General features: G+C 72.3%; 15 protein-coding genes. 6 read left to right on the forward strand and 9 right to left on the reverse strand.

Annotation, left to right across the window (positions count from 1 at the left end; all coding sequences use genetic code 11):
- The first annotated feature begins 81 nt into the window (after positions 1-81).
- Positions 82-471, forward strand: a complete 390-nt coding sequence (locus D6270_RS09560; RefSeq protein WP_225976806.1) for an RHS repeat-associated core domain-containing protein — start codon at positions 82-84, stop codon at positions 469-471.
- 122 nt (positions 472-593) lie between these two features.
- Here D6270_RS09560 and D6270_RS09565 read toward each other — a convergent pair whose 3' ends face one another.
- The 4 genes from D6270_RS09565 to D6270_RS09585 form a co-directional block, all read right to left on the reverse strand.
- Positions 594-1,136: a DapH/DapD/GlmU-related protein gene (locus D6270_RS09565; protein ID WP_109165802.1), complete on the reverse strand. Its 543-nt coding sequence runs from the start codon at positions 1,134-1,136 to the stop codon at positions 594-596.
- A 111-nt stretch (positions 1,137-1,247) separates the two neighbouring features.
- On the reverse strand, positions 1,248-1,520 hold the full coding sequence (locus D6270_RS09570; protein ID WP_109165801.1) for a hypothetical protein: 273 nt from the start codon (positions 1,518-1,520) through the stop codon (positions 1,248-1,250).
- A 128-nt stretch (positions 1,521-1,648) separates the two neighbouring features.
- The gene (locus D6270_RS09575) at positions 1,649-1,957 is read right to left on the reverse strand and encodes a hypothetical protein (protein WP_162600263.1); all 309 of its coding nucleotides are present in this window, start codon (positions 1,955-1,957) and stop codon (positions 1,649-1,651) included.
- A gap of 152 nt (positions 1,958-2,109) precedes the next feature.
- On the reverse strand, positions 2,110-3,000 hold the full coding sequence (locus tag D6270_RS09585) for an MmyB family transcriptional regulator (protein WP_109165798.1): 891 nt from the start codon (positions 2,998-3,000) through the stop codon (positions 2,110-2,112).
- Between the two features lie 185 nt (positions 3,001-3,185).
- Between D6270_RS09585 and D6270_RS09590 the strand changes: the two genes are divergently transcribed.
- Complete coding sequence (locus tag D6270_RS09590; RefSeq protein ID WP_109165797.1) at positions 3,186-4,580, forward strand: MFS transporter; 1,395 nt, start codon at positions 3,186-3,188, stop codon at positions 4,578-4,580.
- Between the two features lie 54 nt (positions 4,581-4,634).
- On the opposite strand, the gene D6270_RS09595 is transcribed toward D6270_RS09590, so the two are convergent.
- A complete protein-coding gene (locus D6270_RS09595; protein ID WP_204117136.1) occupies positions 4,635-5,288 on the reverse strand; it encodes a hypothetical protein in 654 nt (217 codons plus the stop codon).
- Between the two features lie 335 nt (positions 5,289-5,623).
- On the opposite strand from D6270_RS09595, the gene D6270_RS09600 reads away from it, so the two are divergent.
- Complete coding sequence (locus D6270_RS09600; RefSeq protein ID WP_109165796.1) at positions 5,624-8,593, forward strand: 3-keto-alpha-glucoside-1,2-lyase-like domain-containing protein; 2,970 nt, start codon at positions 5,624-5,626, stop codon at positions 8,591-8,593.
- A gap of 113 nt (positions 8,594-8,706) precedes the next feature.
- On the opposite strand, the gene D6270_RS09605 is transcribed toward D6270_RS09600, so the two are convergent.
- The 3 genes from D6270_RS09605 to D6270_RS09615 form a co-directional block, all read right to left on the reverse strand.
- Positions 8,707-9,060 (reverse strand): hypothetical protein, encoded by a 354-nt coding sequence (locus D6270_RS09605; protein ID WP_109165795.1) that lies wholly within the window; start codon positions 9,058-9,060, stop codon positions 8,707-8,709.
- 280 nt (positions 9,061-9,340) lie between these two features.
- A complete protein-coding gene (locus D6270_RS09610) occupies positions 9,341-10,285 on the reverse strand; it encodes an SDR family oxidoreductase (protein WP_109165794.1) in 945 nt (314 codons plus the stop codon).
- The gene (locus D6270_RS09615) at positions 10,246-11,424 is read right to left on the reverse strand and encodes a lipocalin-like domain-containing protein (RefSeq protein WP_225976807.1); all 1,179 of its coding nucleotides are present in this window, start codon (positions 11,422-11,424) and stop codon (positions 10,246-10,248) included. The genes D6270_RS09610 and D6270_RS09615 overlap by 40 nt, the downstream gene beginning before the upstream one ends.
- 94 nt (positions 11,425-11,518) lie before the next feature.
- Between D6270_RS09615 and D6270_RS09620 the strand changes: the two genes are divergently transcribed.
- Positions 11,519-12,184: a TetR/AcrR family transcriptional regulator gene (locus D6270_RS09620; RefSeq protein WP_109165793.1), complete on the forward strand. Its 666-nt coding sequence runs from the start codon at positions 11,519-11,521 to the stop codon at positions 12,182-12,184.
- A gap of 24 nt (positions 12,185-12,208) precedes the next feature.
- Here the strand turns inward: D6270_RS09620 and D6270_RS09625 are convergent, their stop codons facing one another.
- Positions 12,209-13,369: an Lrp/AsnC family transcriptional regulator gene (locus D6270_RS09625; protein ID WP_225976808.1), complete on the reverse strand. Its 1,161-nt coding sequence runs from the start codon at positions 13,367-13,369 to the stop codon at positions 12,209-12,211.
- A gap of 59 nt (positions 13,370-13,428) precedes the next feature.
- On the opposite strand from D6270_RS09625, the gene D6270_RS09630 reads away from it, so the two are divergent.
- The gene (locus tag D6270_RS09630; protein ID WP_109165791.1) at positions 13,429-14,679 is read left to right on the forward strand and encodes a M20 metallopeptidase family protein; all 1,251 of its coding nucleotides are present in this window, start codon (positions 13,429-13,431) and stop codon (positions 14,677-14,679) included.
- A complete protein-coding gene (locus D6270_RS09635; protein WP_109165790.1) occupies positions 14,676-16,106 on the forward strand; it encodes an MFS transporter in 1,431 nt (476 codons plus the stop codon). Before D6270_RS09630 ends, D6270_RS09635 begins: the two co-directional genes overlap by 4 nt.
- The last annotated feature ends 9 nt before the right edge of the window (positions 16,107-16,115 follow it).

The raw sequence follows: 16,115 nt of genomic DNA on the forward strand, positions 1-16,115 counted from the left end.
AGGCGATCAAGGACGTCGGCCAAACGGGCGGAGCGGTCGGTTCCGCGCACCCCGGGTCTCGCCGTGGATCCGCCCTGTTCCATGAATCCCCCGTCTCACCATGCGCTTCTCCCCCCGGCCCTGACTGCTCCTGCGTTCGAACGCGAGAAACGGTCGTTGACACGGTCGGTTTTCGGCCCCGTTTCATTGGCACCGAAACAGTTGCCACAGGGAAAAAGACGATTCACGGGACCCCGTTCATGGCCGTACCGCTTCGCCGGCGGCTACCAGGGCCCCACCGGCCTCCACCACTTCGCCGCCCGCTACTACGACCCCAACACCGGCCGCTTCACCACCCCCGACCCCTCCGGCCAGGAAAGAACCCGAGCGGCTATGGGTGAGGGCCTGCGGTTGTGCCACGGCAAGATGGCCACCGCCAGGCCTGTCCGAACAGCCGCCCGGTGTGCAGCGGTTCAGTTGTCGTCGGTGTGAGGGGGTGCGTCGTCCAGCACGATGCGCATGGTCTGGCCCTCGGCGTCGGCGCCGGCGAGGTCGGCGGTGATCCGGTCGTAGGCGTTGAGGCTCCCGTCGAGGCTTCGGTCACCCCGGGCCCCTCACCACCGGCGGTTCACCGTGGCCTTCTGGCCGGTCACCAACGTTGCTGCCGGGACGTCCTCGGCCACCACCGCGCCGGCCGCGATCACCGCGTCCTTGCCGATGGTGACGCCCGGCAGGATCGTGGCGCCGGCGCCGATCCAGACGTTCTCCTCCACGTGGATGGGCCCGCCGGTGAGGTAGTGGCGGCGTTCCTCCGGGTCGACCGGGTGGCCGCTGGTGATGAACGTGGCCTTCGGGCCGACCATCACGCGCTCGCTGAGCCGGATTCCCGCGTAGTCCAGGAACGTGCAGTTCTGGTTGATGAACACCCGCTCGGCCAGATCGAGATGGAGGCCGTGGTCGGTGAAGAAGGGCGGGTAGATCGTGACCCGGGGCGGCAGCGGTCTGCCGAGGATCCGCTCGAACAGGGCCGCCTTGCCCTCCTCGTCCTCGAAGGGCAGGACGTTCAGCCGGGAGGTCAGCTCGGTGACCCGGAGGACCCGGTCGGCCATGGCCTGGAACTCGGGGCTGTGGATGCGCATGAGACGGTCGCTGGGCATGGGCACCAGCCTGCCATTCCCCGCCCGGACGGCCTTCTCAGGCCGGGCGCAGCCAGGAGCCCGAGGCGTGTCCGTCCCGCCTCGGGCTCCCCGGCTCGTCATCCGGCTCCGTCACATGTTGGCGAAGATCGCGCCCAGCACCATGCCGCCCACCAGCCCGATCGCGCTCACGACGATGGCGACCGTGGCGAGCCGCTCGTGCCGGACGGTCTTGGCGATGATGGCCATCACGAGGCCGGCCAGGGCGAAGACGATCGGCAGGAAGATGAAGCCGATCACGCCCAGGACGATCGCGATGATGCTGAACACGTTGCCGCTCGCCCCACGCTGAGGCGCGCCGTGGTGCTGCTGCCCGGTCGGCTGGTTGCCGTACTGCGTAGTCATCTGCCGCTCCTTCGGGACGGTCGCTCCAAGACCCGATCCCGATGTGGACCGGCCTGTTTCTCGGGTGCCCCGAAGTTCCTCGCTGACACGGCCGCCCGGCAGCCTCGGCCGCGCAGGCGGCCTCCCGGTCAGGCCGGGCGGCCCGCCTTCTCGCGTAAGGCCTGCTCCACGGCTTCCCGTACCCGCTGGTCCTGGAGGGTGTAGGTCACCGTGGCACCGCCCCGGCCGAAGGGGTTGGCGGTGCCGTCGTAGCCGACGTGCGTGTCCTCGACGGCCAGGGTGGGCTTCAGGGCACCGATGACGCGCGGCTTGATCCTGATCGTGAACGCGATCTCGGCGCTCCCGCCGGGGGCGATCACCAACCCCGCCTCCTCCACCGGCCCCCGGTGCGCGGCCGCCGTACGGGCGGGGACGGCGGCGGTGCTGAGCGGCCACACGGGGATAACGGTGTGGCTGGACGCGTTCCAGAGGGGCAGCGGCCCTGGGCACCCCGAGTTCCAGCCGTAAAGGTCCCGGGCGGGGCGAGTTCCAGCCGTACGGGTCCGGGGCACCCCGAGTTCCAGGCGTATGGGTCCCGGCGGCGCGGGTTCTAGCCGGGGAGGTCGGTCCGGTGGAGCTGTTCCAGCCGGGTGCGGGTCTCCTCGTCCACCGGCGGGTAGCTGACCAGGCGCGGCCCGCTCGCCGGACCGAGCCAGAGGTTGGTGTGCTCCACGTGCAGCAGCCCCACGCGCGCGTTGCGGATGTACTTGGTCCTCCCCCGCTGGTCGACCACCTCGTGGCGCCCCCACACCTCCCGGAACTCCGGCGACTCCGTCTCCAGCCGGTGCAGCAGCGCCTTCCAGGCGGGCTCGGCGAGGTGCCCGGCCATCGAGGCGCGGAACTTGGCGGCCATCGTGCGCGTGACCTCGGGCAGGTCGACGATCGAGGCCCGCCACTCGTCGTGGGTGAAGGCGAGCAGCAGGCAGTTGCGGTCCTCGGGCGGCAGCGCGTCGAGGTCGCAGTGCAGCCGGGCGTAGGTGCGGTTGTACGCGAGGACGTCGTACCGGCTGTTCTGGACGCAGGCCGGGATGGGGTCCAGCTGCTCCAGCATGGTCCGCAGCGCGGGCGTGACCGTGGGGCACTCCGTGCCGGGGGCCGGGTCGGGGGCGGCGGCGAGCGCGAAGAGGTGGGCGCGCTCGCTGGGGTCCAGGAGCAGGGCGCGGGCGAGGGCGTCCAGCACCTGGGCGGAGACCTGGATGTCCCGGGCCTGTTCCAGCCAGGTGTACCAGGTGACGCCGACGGCCGAGAGCTGGGCGACCTCCTCGCGGCGCAGTCCGGGGGTGCGGCGCCGACGGCCGCGTACGAGACCGACCTGCTCGGGCGTGATGCGCTCGCGGCGGCTGCGCAGGAAGGCGGCGAGCTCGTGCCGCCGGATCTCGGCGGCGGACGCGGTCCGCGCGCTGTCCGGTGCGAGCAGGGACTCGGCTGCCATGGTCGTCATGCCTCCAGCGTGCCGGGTCTCCCGGCCTGTTGCCAGGTAGCACTGGTACCAGGATAAACAGACTCTGGTACCAGGCTGGGATCGGCCGCACAGTGGACGGCGTGAGTGAATCATCCGCACACCCATCCCTCGGTACGGCGGCCCGGACGACGGCCCCCGTCCGCCATCACGACCACCCCTCCCCCGTGCTCGGCGCGCTGGGCCTGTTCACCGTGCTGCTGGGCGCCGCGCTCCCGCTCATCGACTTCTTCATCGTCAACGTCGCCCTGCCCACGATCGACCGTGATCTGAACGCGGGCCCCGCGATGCTCGAACTCGTCGTCGCGGGCTACGGCCTCGCCTACGCCGTCCTCCTCGTCCTCGGCGGGCGGCTCGGCGACATGATGGGACGCCGCCGGCTGTTCCTGATCGGGATGGCGGCCTTCGGGATCACCTCGCTGGCCTGCGGGCTCGCCCCCGACGCCTGGACGCTGGTCGGCGCCCGGGTCGCGCAGGGCGCCGCCGCCGCGCTGATGCTGCCGCAGGTGCTGGCCACGATCCAGGCGGCGACGCGGGGCCCGCGCCGGGCCCGGGCGATGAGCCTGTACGGGGCGACCGCCGGGCTCTCCATGGTCGCGGGCCAGATCCTGGGCGGGGTGCTGGTCGCCGCCGCCCCGATGTCGTCGGTGTTCGGCGAGAGCGCGGGCTGGCGTTCGGTGTTCCTGGTGAACGTGCCGGTGGCGGTGGTGGGCCTGGTGCTGGCCGTCCGCGCGGTGCCGGAGACCCGTTCGGAGCGCCCCGCGCCCGTCGACGTACCCGGAACGCTGCTGCTGGCGCTGTCCCTGGTGACGCTGCTGGCTCCGCTCACGGAGGGGCGGGCGGCGGGGTGGCCGCTGTGGACCTGGGTCTCGCTGGGGCTCTTCCCCTTCTCCGCGTACGCCTTCTACCGGGTGGAGCGGCGGGCCGACCGGCTGGGCCGCGTACCGCTGGTGCCGCCGAGTCTGCTGCGGCTGGACTCGCTGCGGCGGGGGCTGGCGCTGGTGGTGCCGTTCTCGATCGGTTTCGGCGGCTTCATGTTCGTGATCGCGGTGGCGCTCCAGCAGGGGCTGCGGATGGGCCCGGCGGCGGCCGGCCTCTCGCTCGCCCCGATGGCCCTGGCGTTCTTCGGCGCCTCGCTCGCCGGCCCCCGCCTGATCCGCCGCTACGGCACCCGGGTCGTCACGGCGGGCGGGCTGATCCAGGCGGTGGGCGTGCTGGTGCTGGTGCTCACGGTGCGCTACGAGTGGCAGGGGCTCGGCCTGTGGGGCCTGCTGCCCGGCGTGGCGGTCGCCGGCCTCGGCCAGGGCCTCCAACTCCCCGTGCTCTTCCGGATCGTGCTCTCCGACGTACCGCCGGAGAAGGCCGGGGTGGGCGGCGGCGTGATGACGACGACGCAGCAGGCGGCACTGGCCCTCGGGGTGGCCACGCTCGGCACCCTGTTCCTGGCGCTGGTGCCGGGCCTGGGCATGCGGGACGCGCTGGCCGTGACCCTGCTGGTGCAGCTGGCGGCGGTGGCGCTGACGACCGGGCTGAGCCTGCGGCTGCCGCGTACGGTGGCGTGAGCGCGGCGGGAGCGGACCGGGCGGCGGACCGCCCGGCGACCGGCGCGCCGCCGCTCACCGCCGTGTGCCCCCAGAGGCGCGCGCGGCATCCACCGGGGCGCCGCCGGGCGGCACTTCGGAGCCGTCGGACGCTTCCGGGAGGTGCCCCCGCTCGCGCAGGGCTTGCTCCGCGGCGTCGAGACGGCGCCGCTGCCGGCGCACCCTGAACGGGCCGAGGAGGAACAGCCCCGCCAGGGCCAGGTTGTAGCCGACGCGCCCGTAGTTCCCGTCGAGAGCGTGCATGACCGCGCCCACCAGCCACAGCAGCGCGACGCCCCCCATCAGCCACCACACCGGACGGCTGTCCTGGCGATGCGACGAACGGCGTGCCCGCGTGACGAGGTCGATCGCGGCCGGGAGTTCAGCCGGGTCCTCCGGGACCTCGCCACGCCGGATCCGACGGCCGATCGCCAGATACCGGAACGTGTCCAGGCCGTACTTCGCCGCCCGGCGACGGGTCCGCCACAGGGACAGAGCCACCGCCACCGCGCTCAGCAGAACCACCAGCCCCGAAAGAATGCCTCCCCGGCCGGCATCCGCCCCGTCCCCGGCGAGGAACGCTCCCGCCAGGAAGCCCGCCACCGCCGACCCCGCCAACACGGCGAGGACCCTCCCCACCGCCCCCGCGCGCCCGCTGCCGGTCCTTGCCTCTCCGGTTTCTCCGGACATGTGTGTCTCCCTCCACCGCGGTCCTGGACCCGGCGCCTACCCCGGTTCGGCCACCGGGCACCCGCCGGGCACGGTGGTGTACGGCCCGGGGTGTTCACCACCGAGACTCCGCGCCCGATGACAGCGCTTTCCGTCCACCTGTCCAGCACCTTCTCGCCTGAAACAGCGAAGATATGAACGGCAGTTGACGATCGACTGCCGGCTATCTTTGCAACGATAAAATAGAAAGCGCTTACCCGCCTGTTGCCTTTTCCGTCGAGGCTGCCCTTCACTGTGAACGGCAGCCCGTCGGCCACCGGACATCCGGCTGCCTCGGCCCTCAAGGAGGAAGGCCCATGCGGCGTTTGGCCGTACTCGTCTCCGCTCTGTTCCTCGCCACTCTGGTCCCGGGCCAGGCAGCCGCGCAGCCTCCCGACATACCGCCGCAAGAACCGGGCGTGACCATGCGGGTGTTCGACGTCCAGATGGTTCTGGAGGACTTCTGCACGCTCAAGCCCGGACAGACGCCCAACGTCGACGAGTTGAAGCCGACGGTCGACTGGACCACCGCCGAGGACTTCGGCATGGACGGGAAGTTCGTCACCGAGGTCACCGCGTATCTCAACATCGAGTCGGCCGGGAAGCATGACTTCCGCATCACCAGCGACGACGGCTCACGCCTGATCATCGACGGTACGCAGATCATCGACAACGGCGGCAAGCACGGCGCCCGGCCCAAGGAGGGCTCAGTCGAGTTGACCGAGGGCCACCACGCGCTGCGGATCGACCACTGGGACGGCGAGTACGACCAGCGGCTCCTGCTGGAGTGGCGGCCGCCGGGAGCGAGCGCCTTCTCCACCGTGCCCACCTCGGTGCTGAGCACCGACGCCGACGTCACCCGGGTCACCTCCCCGGGCCGCAAGGTGTGCGAGGGCATCGACGAGTCGCCGGGCGACGGCCTGCCGCTGGCCGGGGTCCACCCCGACTACACGCTGACCGACCTGCGGCCCGCCGGTTTCGAACCGCAGGTCACCGGCATGGACTGGCTGCCCGACGGCCGGCTGGCCGTCAGCACCTGGGGCGGCAGCCGGGAGAGCAAGCTCGGTCAGGTGTACCTGCTCGACAACGTCACCGGGAACACCGACCCGTCCAAGGTGACCAAGAAGCTGATCGCCGAGGACCTGCTGGAGCCGATGGGCCTCAAGTACGTCGACGGCACGGTCTACGTCTCCGAGAAGAACGGCCTGACCGCGCTGGTCGACAAGGACGGTGACGAGGTCGCCGACGAGTACCGCAAGATCGCGACCTGGCCGTTCGGCGGCAACTACCACGAGTTCGCGTTCGGGCTGCTGTACGAGAAGGGGAACTTCTACGTCAGCACGGGCATCGCCATGGTCCCCGGCGGCGCGACCCAGGACCCGCAGAACGTGCCCAATCGCGGCTCCACGTTGAAGATCAACAAGAAGACCGGCAAGGTGTCCTACGTGGCCGGCGGGCTGCGCACACCGAACGGTCTCGGCTGGGGCCCCCAGGGCGAGATCTTCGCCACCGACAACCAGGGCGCGTACGTGCCCACGTCGAAGCTGGTCCGGATCAAGCAGGGCGCCTTCTACAACCACCACACCAACCCGGACGGCGTCTACGACGACCAGCCGGTGACCGAGCCCGTGCTGTGGCTGCCGCACGGGGAGATCTCCAACTCCCCCAGCAATCCCATGCTGTTGCCGAAGGGGCCGTTCGCCGGGCAGATGGTGTTCGGGGACGTGACCTACGGCGGACTCCAGCGGGCGTACCTGGAGAAGGTCGGCGGCGAGTACCAGGGCGCGGTGTTCCGCATGACGCAGGGGCTGGAGGCCGGGGTCAACCGGATCAGCCTCGGCCCGGACGGGGCGATCTACGCCGGCGGCATCGGGGACTCCGGCAACTGGGGCCAGGAGGGCAAGCTCAAGTTCGGCCTCCAGAAGCTCACGCTCACCGGTGACCAGGCCTTCGACATGCGGGCCATGCGCGCCGTCGACGGTGGCTTCGAGATCGAGTACACCCAGCCGCTCTCCGAGGAGACCGCCGAGGACCTGGCCGCCAAGTACCAGGCCCAGCAGTGGCGTTACGTGGCGACCCCGCGGTACGGCGGCCCGAAGGCCGACGAGGAGACCCTCGACGTCACCTCGGCGACGCTCTCCGCGGACCGCAGGACCGTGACGCTGAAGATGGACGGCCTGCGCCCCGGCTACGTGGTCCACGTGCAGTCCCCGCGCCCCTTCGCGGCCGAGAACGGCGAGGAACTGTGGAGCACCGAAGCGTGGTACAGCCTCAACACGCTGCCCGACGGCTCGAAGGCGCCGCCGGTGTACGAGGCGGAGTCCGCGTCCCTGTCCGGCGGCACCAAGTTCAACGACAACCACTCCGGGTACTCCGGCACCGGCTTCATCGACAACAACTGGGAGCCGGGCTCCCGCACCACCTTCGCGGTGCGCGCCGACAAGAAGGGGAAGCACGACCTGGCCCTGCGCTACGCCAACGGGCAGAACTCCGACCCCGAGCCGAAGCCCCGGTCGATGACCCTGTACGTCAACGGCGAGCGCCACAAGCAGATCTGGCTCAACTCCACCGTCGCCTGGAACAAGTGGGCGACCCACACCGAATCGGTGCCGCTGCGCAAGGGCGCGAACACCATCACGTACGCCTACGAACCCGAGGACGACGGCCATGTGAACCTCGACAACCTCACCGTCACCCCGACGAAGCGCACCACGCTCTTCGACGGCACGGACCTGGACGCCTGGGAGTCGAACAACGGCGGTCCGGCGGCATGGCCGGTGGCGGACGGCTCCATGGAGTCGTACGGCGGGGACATCCGGACGAAGGAGACGTTCGGCGACTTCCGGATGCACGCCGAGTGGTACCAGCCGGACTATCCGGCCGACGTCACCGGGCAGGCCCGGGGCAACAGCGGCGTCTACATCCAGGAACGGTACGAGCTCCAGATCCTGGAGTCCTTCGGGGTGAAGGTGCCCGCCAAGGACGACGCCGGGTCGATCTACCTGCGTAAGGCGCCGGACGTCAACGCGGCGACCGCGCCCAAGACCTGGCAGACGTACGACATCGAGTTCCGGGCCGCCCGCTTCGGCAGCGACGGGAAGAAGACGCAGGACGCGCGGGTGACGCTGCGGTGGAACGGCAAGGTGGTCCACGATGACGTGGCCATCGCCGGGCCGACCGGTGCGGGCCGGCCGGAGGGTCCCGCACCGGGTCACATCAAGTTGCAGGACCACGGGGACCCCGGCGAGAACCCGAGGTTCCGCAACATCTGGATCGAGCGGCTCTGACGCCCGCGTCCAGCGCACGGTGACATGGTGCTGCCCCCTCCGGTCCCGGAGGGGGCAGCACCGTTCCGTTCCGTGTTTCCCTCCGTCCGCCCGTCAGGACCGGCCCTTCGGGCTCAGTGACTCTGGCGCAGGGAGAGGTAGTAGGCGCCGACCTCCGTCAGATAGGCGGGGTCGGTCGTCTCGCTGTCGGTCGCGAACCGGGGGGCCGCCTTGATCTCGTCGCGGGACGACGCGACCTTCACCGTCTGCGACCCGGCGTCGACGGCGGTCACCGCGCCGGCCGGGATCAGCACGCTCCGGCCGAATTTCCACACCCCGGTGTCGACCACCAGGTTCTGCATACCGGGCGTGTCCTCCTGGCGTTCCACATGTCCGATGGCACCGTCCGCGGCCTCCACGCTGAAACCCGTCAGCGGCTGCCCCGCGGCGTAGCCGCTGTCCTGTCCGAACGCCCACACATCGCTCACTGGTACGTCTCCTCGCTATCTTCCGGCCCGGAGCCTCTCGCCGGTGTTCCGACGGGTCCCGGAACCGGATGCTTCACCGGTCGGGTCACCTGGCTGATGCCCCGAATATGTGCCCGGCACGCCCGGAAGGGCGACCACGAACGAGGTAACCGCCGTCCCGCCGACGGGCGATGGGGATCGGCGGCGGGCGGCGGCGGGCGCGACGCGCAGCGGCATCGGCGACAGGGCGACAGGGCGCGCCACTAGCCGCGTCGGCGGTGCGATGCGTGGGCGGTCTCCGTCAGGCGGGCGCGTAGGCGACGCGGGTCATCTCCTCCGAGACCCGCCAGACGCGGGCGGCCTCGTCGGTGCTGGTCAGGCGGGAGTACATCTTCTGTTCGGCGGGCGGTCCCCCGAGGTGGCCGGGGCCGCTCGGCCCGTAGAGGGCGCCGCCGCGGGCCTCGGGCGAGGTGGCGGCGTACAGGGCGGGCAGCTTGGCGGACTCGACCGTCCCGACGAGGACGCCCCGGGCCGACAGGAAGCGGATCACCCGGACGCCCGTGGTGTCCTTGGCGCGGCCCATCTCCGGCCGTGCGGCGAGCAGGCTCGTCGGGGCGACGCCCGGGTGGGACAGGTTGCTGGTGATGCCCCAGCCCTCCGACCGGCTGCGGCGGTCGAGTTCGAGTCCGAAGAGACCGAAGGCGATCTTCGACTGGCTGTAGGCCTTCATGCCGTCGTAGGACTTCTCCCAGTTGAGGTCCTGCCAGTTGATGGCGTTCTGGTTGGCGGCGACGCTGATCTGCGAGGTCACCCGCGCCCGGCCCGCCCGCAGCAGCGGCAGAAGGTGGCCGACCAGGGCGAAGTGGCCGAGGTGGTTGGTCCCGAACTGGAGCTCGAACCCGTCGGCGGTGGTCTGCCGCTCGGGCGGGGTCATCACTCCGGCGTTGTTGATCAGCAGGTGGACCGGGTCGCCCTCCGCCACCAGGGCCGCGCCGAGCTCCGCCACGGACTCCAGGGAGGAGAGGTCCAGGGTGCGCAGGGAGACCTGTGATCCCGGCGCCTCGCGGCGGACGCGCTCCAGGGCCGCCTCGCCCTTGCGCGGGTTGCGGACGGGGAGGACGACGTCGGCACCGGCTGCGGCCAGGCGGATCGCCATGCCGAGGCCCATGCCGTCGCTGCCCCCGGTGAGGACGGCTCGCTTCCCGGTCAGGTCGGGGAGGGAGATGTCGATGTTCTTGCGTGGCATCGCTGGTCTCTTTCCGCTGTTCTCGTGGGGGGGCAGCGCCCGTCCGCGCGGGACGGGTCTTCGTGGGTCGGGCCCGGATACATCAGCTCCCAGATGGCGGGAGCCGCGTGCGTGTCGACGAGGGTGGAGCCGGTGCGGTACTCGACGCGGAGCTCGCCGGTGAACCGCAGATAGGCCCCGTCGAACCGGGCCAGGCGGGCGGCCAGCTTCTTCGGGCCGGTGAGGTTGTCGATGAGTTTCGCGGCGGCCAGGTCCCGCTCCCGTACGAAGGTGACCGAGTAGGTGTCGGCCCCGTCGCGGTAGTGGTAGCGGGTGACACCGGCGACGGGCTTGCCGGTCGTCCCGTCCCGGTAGGCGCCGAGCGCCTCGAAGGTGACGCGGCTGTCGTCGTCGGCCAGCACCTGGCCGTCCTTCGCGAGCAGGAAGACCGGGAGCGCGGTGTCGCCGTAGCGCCTCTCGGCGGTGATGTGGGAGGCGATCACGGTGTACGGTCCGGCCGCGCCACGGGCCCAGTACCAGTGGTTGATCAGCTCGTTCACCGGGGCGTCGCCCCAGTTGTGGTCGTGGTAGCCGGTCCCGCCTGTGGTCACCGGCCCGGCGTCCCCGACCCGGTAGGTGGCGCGCACGGCGCCCTGCGGGACGGAGGGGAGCCAGGCGAAGACCTTCCCGGTGCCGGGCCCGAACCACCAGTGGCCGGTGCCGGGGCGCCACGGCGGGACCTCGCCGGTCAGGGTCACCTCGACCGAGACCCCGTCCAGTTCGGCGGCGATCCGGTAGGTGTGCAGGTCACCGCTGAAGGAGTGGTCCCCGATGCGTACGTCGCAGCCTTCGGACGAGGCGGTGAAGTCCCCGGCCGGGAAGGTGGCGATCTTGTTGTGCGCGGTGCCGTCGGGCAGTTCCAGCTCCAGCCGGATCATCGGGGTGAGCGGCTGGGTGATGTCGGTGAACTCCTTGGTCAGGAAGACCACCACCAGTTTCGCGCCGTCGTCCAGGTGCGCGTCGAAGTACCACCACTCGTACGTCCCAGGAGAGCCGTCGGTGCGCGCCCCGTCCTCCCAGGGCCGGACGGTGGCGCGCTCGATGCCGAGCCGCGCGAAGTCCTCGTCCGTGGCTCCCAGCCGTGCCGCTGCGGCGCTCACCCTCGACCCCTCTCGACGCTCCGGATTCCCGTAGATTAATCCAGCACATGCCTGATTTCCGTCCGACGCAACTCGGCACGTTCCGGGAGGTCCCATGGCGCAGCCACCGCACCGGAGGCGCGGCCCCGGGCGCCCGCCCACCGCGGACTCGACGGTGCCCGGCCTCGACCGGGTGCTGGGGCGGGCCCTGGAGGCGTTCGCGGAACAGGGGTACGAGGCGGTGTCGGTCCGTGCGCTGAACGCGGCCCTGGGCATGGGGCACACCTTCATCGCCGACCGCTACGGCTCGAAGGAGCGGTTCTGGCGGGCCGTCGTGGTGTACGCGGTGGACCGGGTGCGCGGCGAGGTCGCCGGCGCGCTGGCCGACGACGGGCGCGGCGACGCCGAACGTCTCGCCGCCGCCGTCCGGGCCTTCCACCGGCAGGCGTCCGGCTCCGCGCACTTCGCCCGGCTGGTGAGCCTCGAAGCCGCGACGGACTCGCCCCGGCTGGATTTCCTGTACGGGCTGGTCGAGCCGGTGAACGAGGCGGTCCGGCCGCTCTTCGACCGGCTGACCGCCGACGGCACCCTGCGCCCGATGCCGTGGTACGTCTTCCACTTCCTGGTCACCGGATCGTGCGGCCTGTACGGTCAGCTCCCGCTCGCCCGTCGCTTCGGCCGCCCGGCCGGGACGGATCAGGAGGCCGAGGCGGAGCTGCTCGCCGATCTGGTGCTGGCGGCCTGCTTCACCGACGGGCCGCCCACACCCCCCGCGAGCTGACCTGCGGGGAAGGCGACGGCCCTCTCAGCGCCCCGCCCGCAGCCGCTCCAGCAGGTCGCCCTCCGCCCGCTCGGCCACCGGGTCCTCCCAGAACCGCACCGGCACACCGCGCAGATGGCGGCCCTGCGGGTCCAGGATCTGGCCCGCCAGCTTGAGCGGCCACAGCGTCACCGCCCGGTCGGCGATGGCGAGTTCGGGGAAGCGGGAGCCGATGCGGGCCTCGAAGGAGGCGATGTCCTCGGCCGAGCGCAGCCAGACCGTGAGCAGCAGGTTGTACGGGCCGGAGAGCGAGGCGCACAGCCGCATCTCGCGCAGGCCGATCAGCTGGGAGGTGATCCGGGCGACGTCCCCGGGCGGGGCGACGCCCCACATCGTGACGGAGACCGGCCAGCCGGAGAGGTAGCGGGCGACCTCGCAGCGGTAGACGAGGGCGTCCTCGCGGTGCATCCGCTCCAGCCGCCGCCGTACGGTGCTCGCGCTGACCCCCGTACGTTCCGCGAGGCGGGCGGCCGGCTGGCGGCAGTCCTCCGCGAGCAGCATGGACAGCCGGGTGTCCAGCTCGTCCGGCGAGGGCAGACCGCGCCTCGGCGCCGGGTGCGGACGGTCCCGGGTCAGGGCCTCGCGCCCGTCCGGGTCCAGCCGGTCCAGCCGCCAGCGGCTGCCTTCGGCGTGCAGCGCGGTCGCGATCTGGGACCGGGTCGCGGCCACGCCGGGCAGGGTGTCCAGCCGGAAGCCCACGTAGCGGGCGAGGGCCGACTGGTCGGGAAAGGCGGCGGTGAGGATCAGGTCCCGGGAGCCGGTGACGTGGTCGATGGTGATCAGGTGCGGGTCGTCCGCGATCTCCAGCGCCACCTCGTGCAGGGCGCCCGCCGCACAGTCCACCTCGATGAACGCGACGATCGGCACGGCGGGGCCGACGGCCACCGTGTAGCAGCTCAGCCACGCGTGCCCGGCCTCGGTGAGGCGCTGCCAGCGGCGCGCGGCGGTCGAGGCGTCGACCCCGAGGGCCTTCCCGATGCGCTGCCACTCGGCGCGGGGCGAGGTCTGGAGCGCGGTGATGAGGAGGTGGTCCTGCTCGTCGAGGACGGGCTCGGGCCCACCGGCCGGAAGGGGTCCGGGGCCGGGCGGCGCGACCGCCGGCCGCCTCACGGAACCGGTGGCGGATTCCTGCGCCGAGCGTGCCATCCGTGCACCTTCCCTGCGAATGATCATGAGGTGAGGAGGGTGCTCCGCACCATACGCCCATGTCCCTGCTGACCGAAGCCCACGCACTCGCCCCCGACCTCACCGCCCTGCGCCACGCCCTGCACCGCGAACCGGAACTCGGCCTGGACCTCCCCCGTACCCAGGCCAAGGTCCTCACCGCCCTGGAGGGCCTCGGCCTGGAGATCACCCTCGGCACCGCCCTCAGCTCCGTCACCGCCGTGCTGCGCGGCGGACTCCCCGGGCCCGCCGTCCTGCTGCGCGGTGACATGGACGCGCTGCCCGTCCAGGAGGAGACCGGCCTGCCGTACGCCTCCGTCCTCGACGGCCGTATGCACGCCTGCGGCCACGATCTGCACGTCACCGGTCTCGTCGGAGCGGCCCGGCTGCTGGCCGCCCGGCGCGCGGAGCTGGCCGGGGACGTGGTGTTCATGTTCCAGCCCGGCGAGGAGGGCCAGGGCGGCGCGAAGATCATGATCGACGAGGGGGTCCTCGACGCGGCCGGGGACCGGGTCGTCGCCGCGTACGCGCTGCACGTCGTCTCCACCGGCGCGCCGACCGGCTTCGCCGCCACCCGGCCCGGTCCGATGCTCGCCGCGTCCGACGCGGTCGAGGTCACCGTGCACGGCCGGGGCGGGCACGGCTCCTCCCCGCACTCCGCCAGCGACCCGGTGCCCGCGATGTGCGCGATGGTCACCGCGCTCCAGACCCTCGTCACCCGCGAGATCGACATCTTCGACCCGGCCGTCGTCACCGTCGGCCGCCTCCACGCGGGCACCGCCGCCAACGTCATCCCCGGCACCGCGCACTTCGAGGCGACCGTGCGGACGTTCTCCGACGCGGCCCACGCCACGGTCCGGGCCGCCTTCGAGCGGACCGTGCACGGCGTCGCGGCGGCGCACGGGGTGCGGGCGGAGATCGACTACGTCGAGCAGTACCCGCCGACCGTCAACCACCCGGCCGAGGCCGCCTTCGCCCTGACGACCGCCCGCGAACTGATGGGTGCGGGGCAGGTTTTGGAGGCCCCGAAGCCGATGGCCGGGGCGGAGGACTTCTCCTTCGTGCTGCGCGAGGTGCCCGGCGCGTACGTCGGGGTCGGCGCCTGCCCGCCCGGCACCGACCCGGCCACCGCGCCGATGAACCACTCCCCCCGCGCGGTGTACGACGACGGCGCGCTGCCCTACGCGGCGGCCCTGCTCGCGGGCCTGGCCCAGCGCCGCCTGGACGCCGCCGCCGCGACACCCACGACGCCCGCGAGCACCACGACCGACGAGGAGCCCGTCCGCCCATGACCGCCACCGCCCCCGGACCGGCCGCGCGGCCCACCGCCCCGCCGCGCTCCGTCACCGCCGTCGTCGGCCTGCTCGTCTTCTTCGAGGTGATGAGCGGCTTCCTCCAGGTCGGCCTGGCCCCGCTCCTGCCCGACCTCGCCGACCAGCTGGGGATCGGTTCGGCCGACCTCAACTGGGTCGTCTCCGTACAGCTGTTGGCCGCCGCCGTCTGCGTACCGCTGTTCGGCCGCCTCGGCGACCTGTACGGGCACCGGCGGATGCTCAGGACCGCGCTGGCGCTGATCGCCGTGGGCACGATCGTGGTGGCCCTCGCACCCAGCTACGAAGTCCTGCTCCTGGGGCGGGTGCTGCAGGGGCCGATCGCCGCGCTGCTCCCGCTGGAGATCGCCCTGGTGCGGGACCGGCTCCCGGTCGACGACGCGCGCCGGGCCATCGCGCGCCTGGTCGGGGCGCTCACGCTCGGGGCGATGGCCGGGGGCGTGGTGATGGGCCTGGTGGACTCCGCGTTCGGGGACCTGCGGCTGACGCTGCTGGTCCCGGCGGTCCTCGCGGTGGTGTGTGTGCCCATCTCGTTCGTCGCGGTGCCGGAGTCCGAGGGGCGCACCGGCGGCCGGGTCGACTGGGCGGGGGTGGCGCTGCTCAGCACGGCGATGATCGCGCTGCTCGGCGGGGTGGGCGGCGCCGAGGGCGGCTCATGGCTGACGGCGCGGGTGTCCGGCCCGCTGCTGCTGGGGGCGGCGCTGCTGGGCGCGTGGGTGGTGGTGGAGCTGCGGGCCGCGGAGCCCCTGGTGGACGTCCGGGCGCTCGCCAACCTCCGTACGGCGCCCTTCTACGCGGCGGCGTTCCTGTTCGGCGTGTTCTTCTTCGGCAGCCAGGCCCCCAACTCCTCTTTCTACGCTGCGGATCCGGAGGTTCTGGGGTACGGGTTCGGGCTCAGCGCCCTGGCGATCTCGCTGACCCTGCTGCCGGCCTCGGCCGGCAGCGTCATCGGCTCCCTGGGCACGGCGGCCCTGGCCCGCCGGATCGGCTACCGGCCGACGCTGATGGCGGCCTTCGGCCTGGTGGCCGTCAGCTTCCTCCAGTTCGCGCTGCTGCACACGTCGGTGGTGGAGATGGCCGTCGGCTCGGCCTTCCTGGGGCTGGGCATCGGGCTCGCGCTGGGGGCCATGCCGACGGTGATCGTGGAGGCGACGGAGCCCTCGCGCACCGGGATCGCCGCCGCGCTCTACAACAACGTGAAGACGCTGGGCGGCGCGGTGGCGGGCGGGGTATTCGCCTCGGTGCTGGGCGCGTTCACCTCCGGCGCGACGGGCGAGCCGGGCGAGGGCGGATACGTGGCGGTGTGGCTGGTGGGGGCGGGGTGCGCGGGGCTGGCGGTGGTGATGTCGGCCGTCTCGCGCCGGGAGGAGGGCCCCGCCGCCTCCTAGCGGTTGCCC

It is taken from the genome of Streptomyces griseus subsp. griseus (genome assembly GCF_003610995.1).
Classification (GTDB): Bacteria; Actinomycetota; Actinomycetes; order Streptomycetales; family Streptomycetaceae; genus Streptomyces.

Excerpts from the sequence above, each read along its gene's own strand:
- D6270_RS09560 (WP_225976806.1), top strand. The coding sequence starts at position 82 with ATGAATCCCCCGTCTCACCATGCGCTTCTCCCCCCGGCCCTGACTGCT.
- D6270_RS09565 (WP_109165802.1), bottom strand. The coding sequence starts at position 1,136 with ATGCCCAGCGACCGTCTCATGCGCATCCACAGCCCCGAGTTCCAGGCC.
- D6270_RS09570 (WP_109165801.1), bottom strand. The coding sequence starts at position 1,520 with ATGACTACGCAGTACGGCAACCAGCCGACCGGGCAGCAGCACCACGGC.
- D6270_RS09585 (WP_109165798.1), bottom strand. The coding sequence starts at position 3,000 with ATGACGACCATGGCAGCCGAGTCCCTGCTCGCACCGGACAGCGCGCGG.
- D6270_RS09595 (WP_204117136.1), bottom strand. The coding sequence starts at position 5,288 with ATGTCCGGAGAAACCGGAGAGGCAAGGACCGGCAGCGGGCGCGCGGGG.
- D6270_RS09600 (WP_109165796.1), top strand. The coding sequence starts at position 5,624 with ATGCGGCGTTTGGCCGTACTCGTCTCCGCTCTGTTCCTCGCCACTCTG.
- D6270_RS09610 (WP_109165794.1), bottom strand. The coding sequence starts at position 10,285 with ATGCCACGCAAGAACATCGACATCTCCCTCCCCGACCTGACCGGGAAG.
- D6270_RS09620 (WP_109165793.1), top strand. The coding sequence starts at position 11,519 with ATGGCGCAGCCACCGCACCGGAGGCGCGGCCCCGGGCGCCCGCCCACC.
- D6270_RS09625 (WP_225976808.1), bottom strand. The coding sequence starts at position 13,369 with ATGGCACGCTCGGCGCAGGAATCCGCCACCGGTTCCGTGAGGCGGCCG.
- D6270_RS09630 (WP_109165791.1), top strand. The coding sequence starts at position 13,429 with ATGTCCCTGCTGACCGAAGCCCACGCACTCGCCCCCGACCTCACCGCC.
- D6270_RS09635 (WP_109165790.1), top strand. The coding sequence starts at position 14,676 with ATGACCGCCACCGCCCCCGGACCGGCCGCGCGGCCCACCGCCCCGCCG.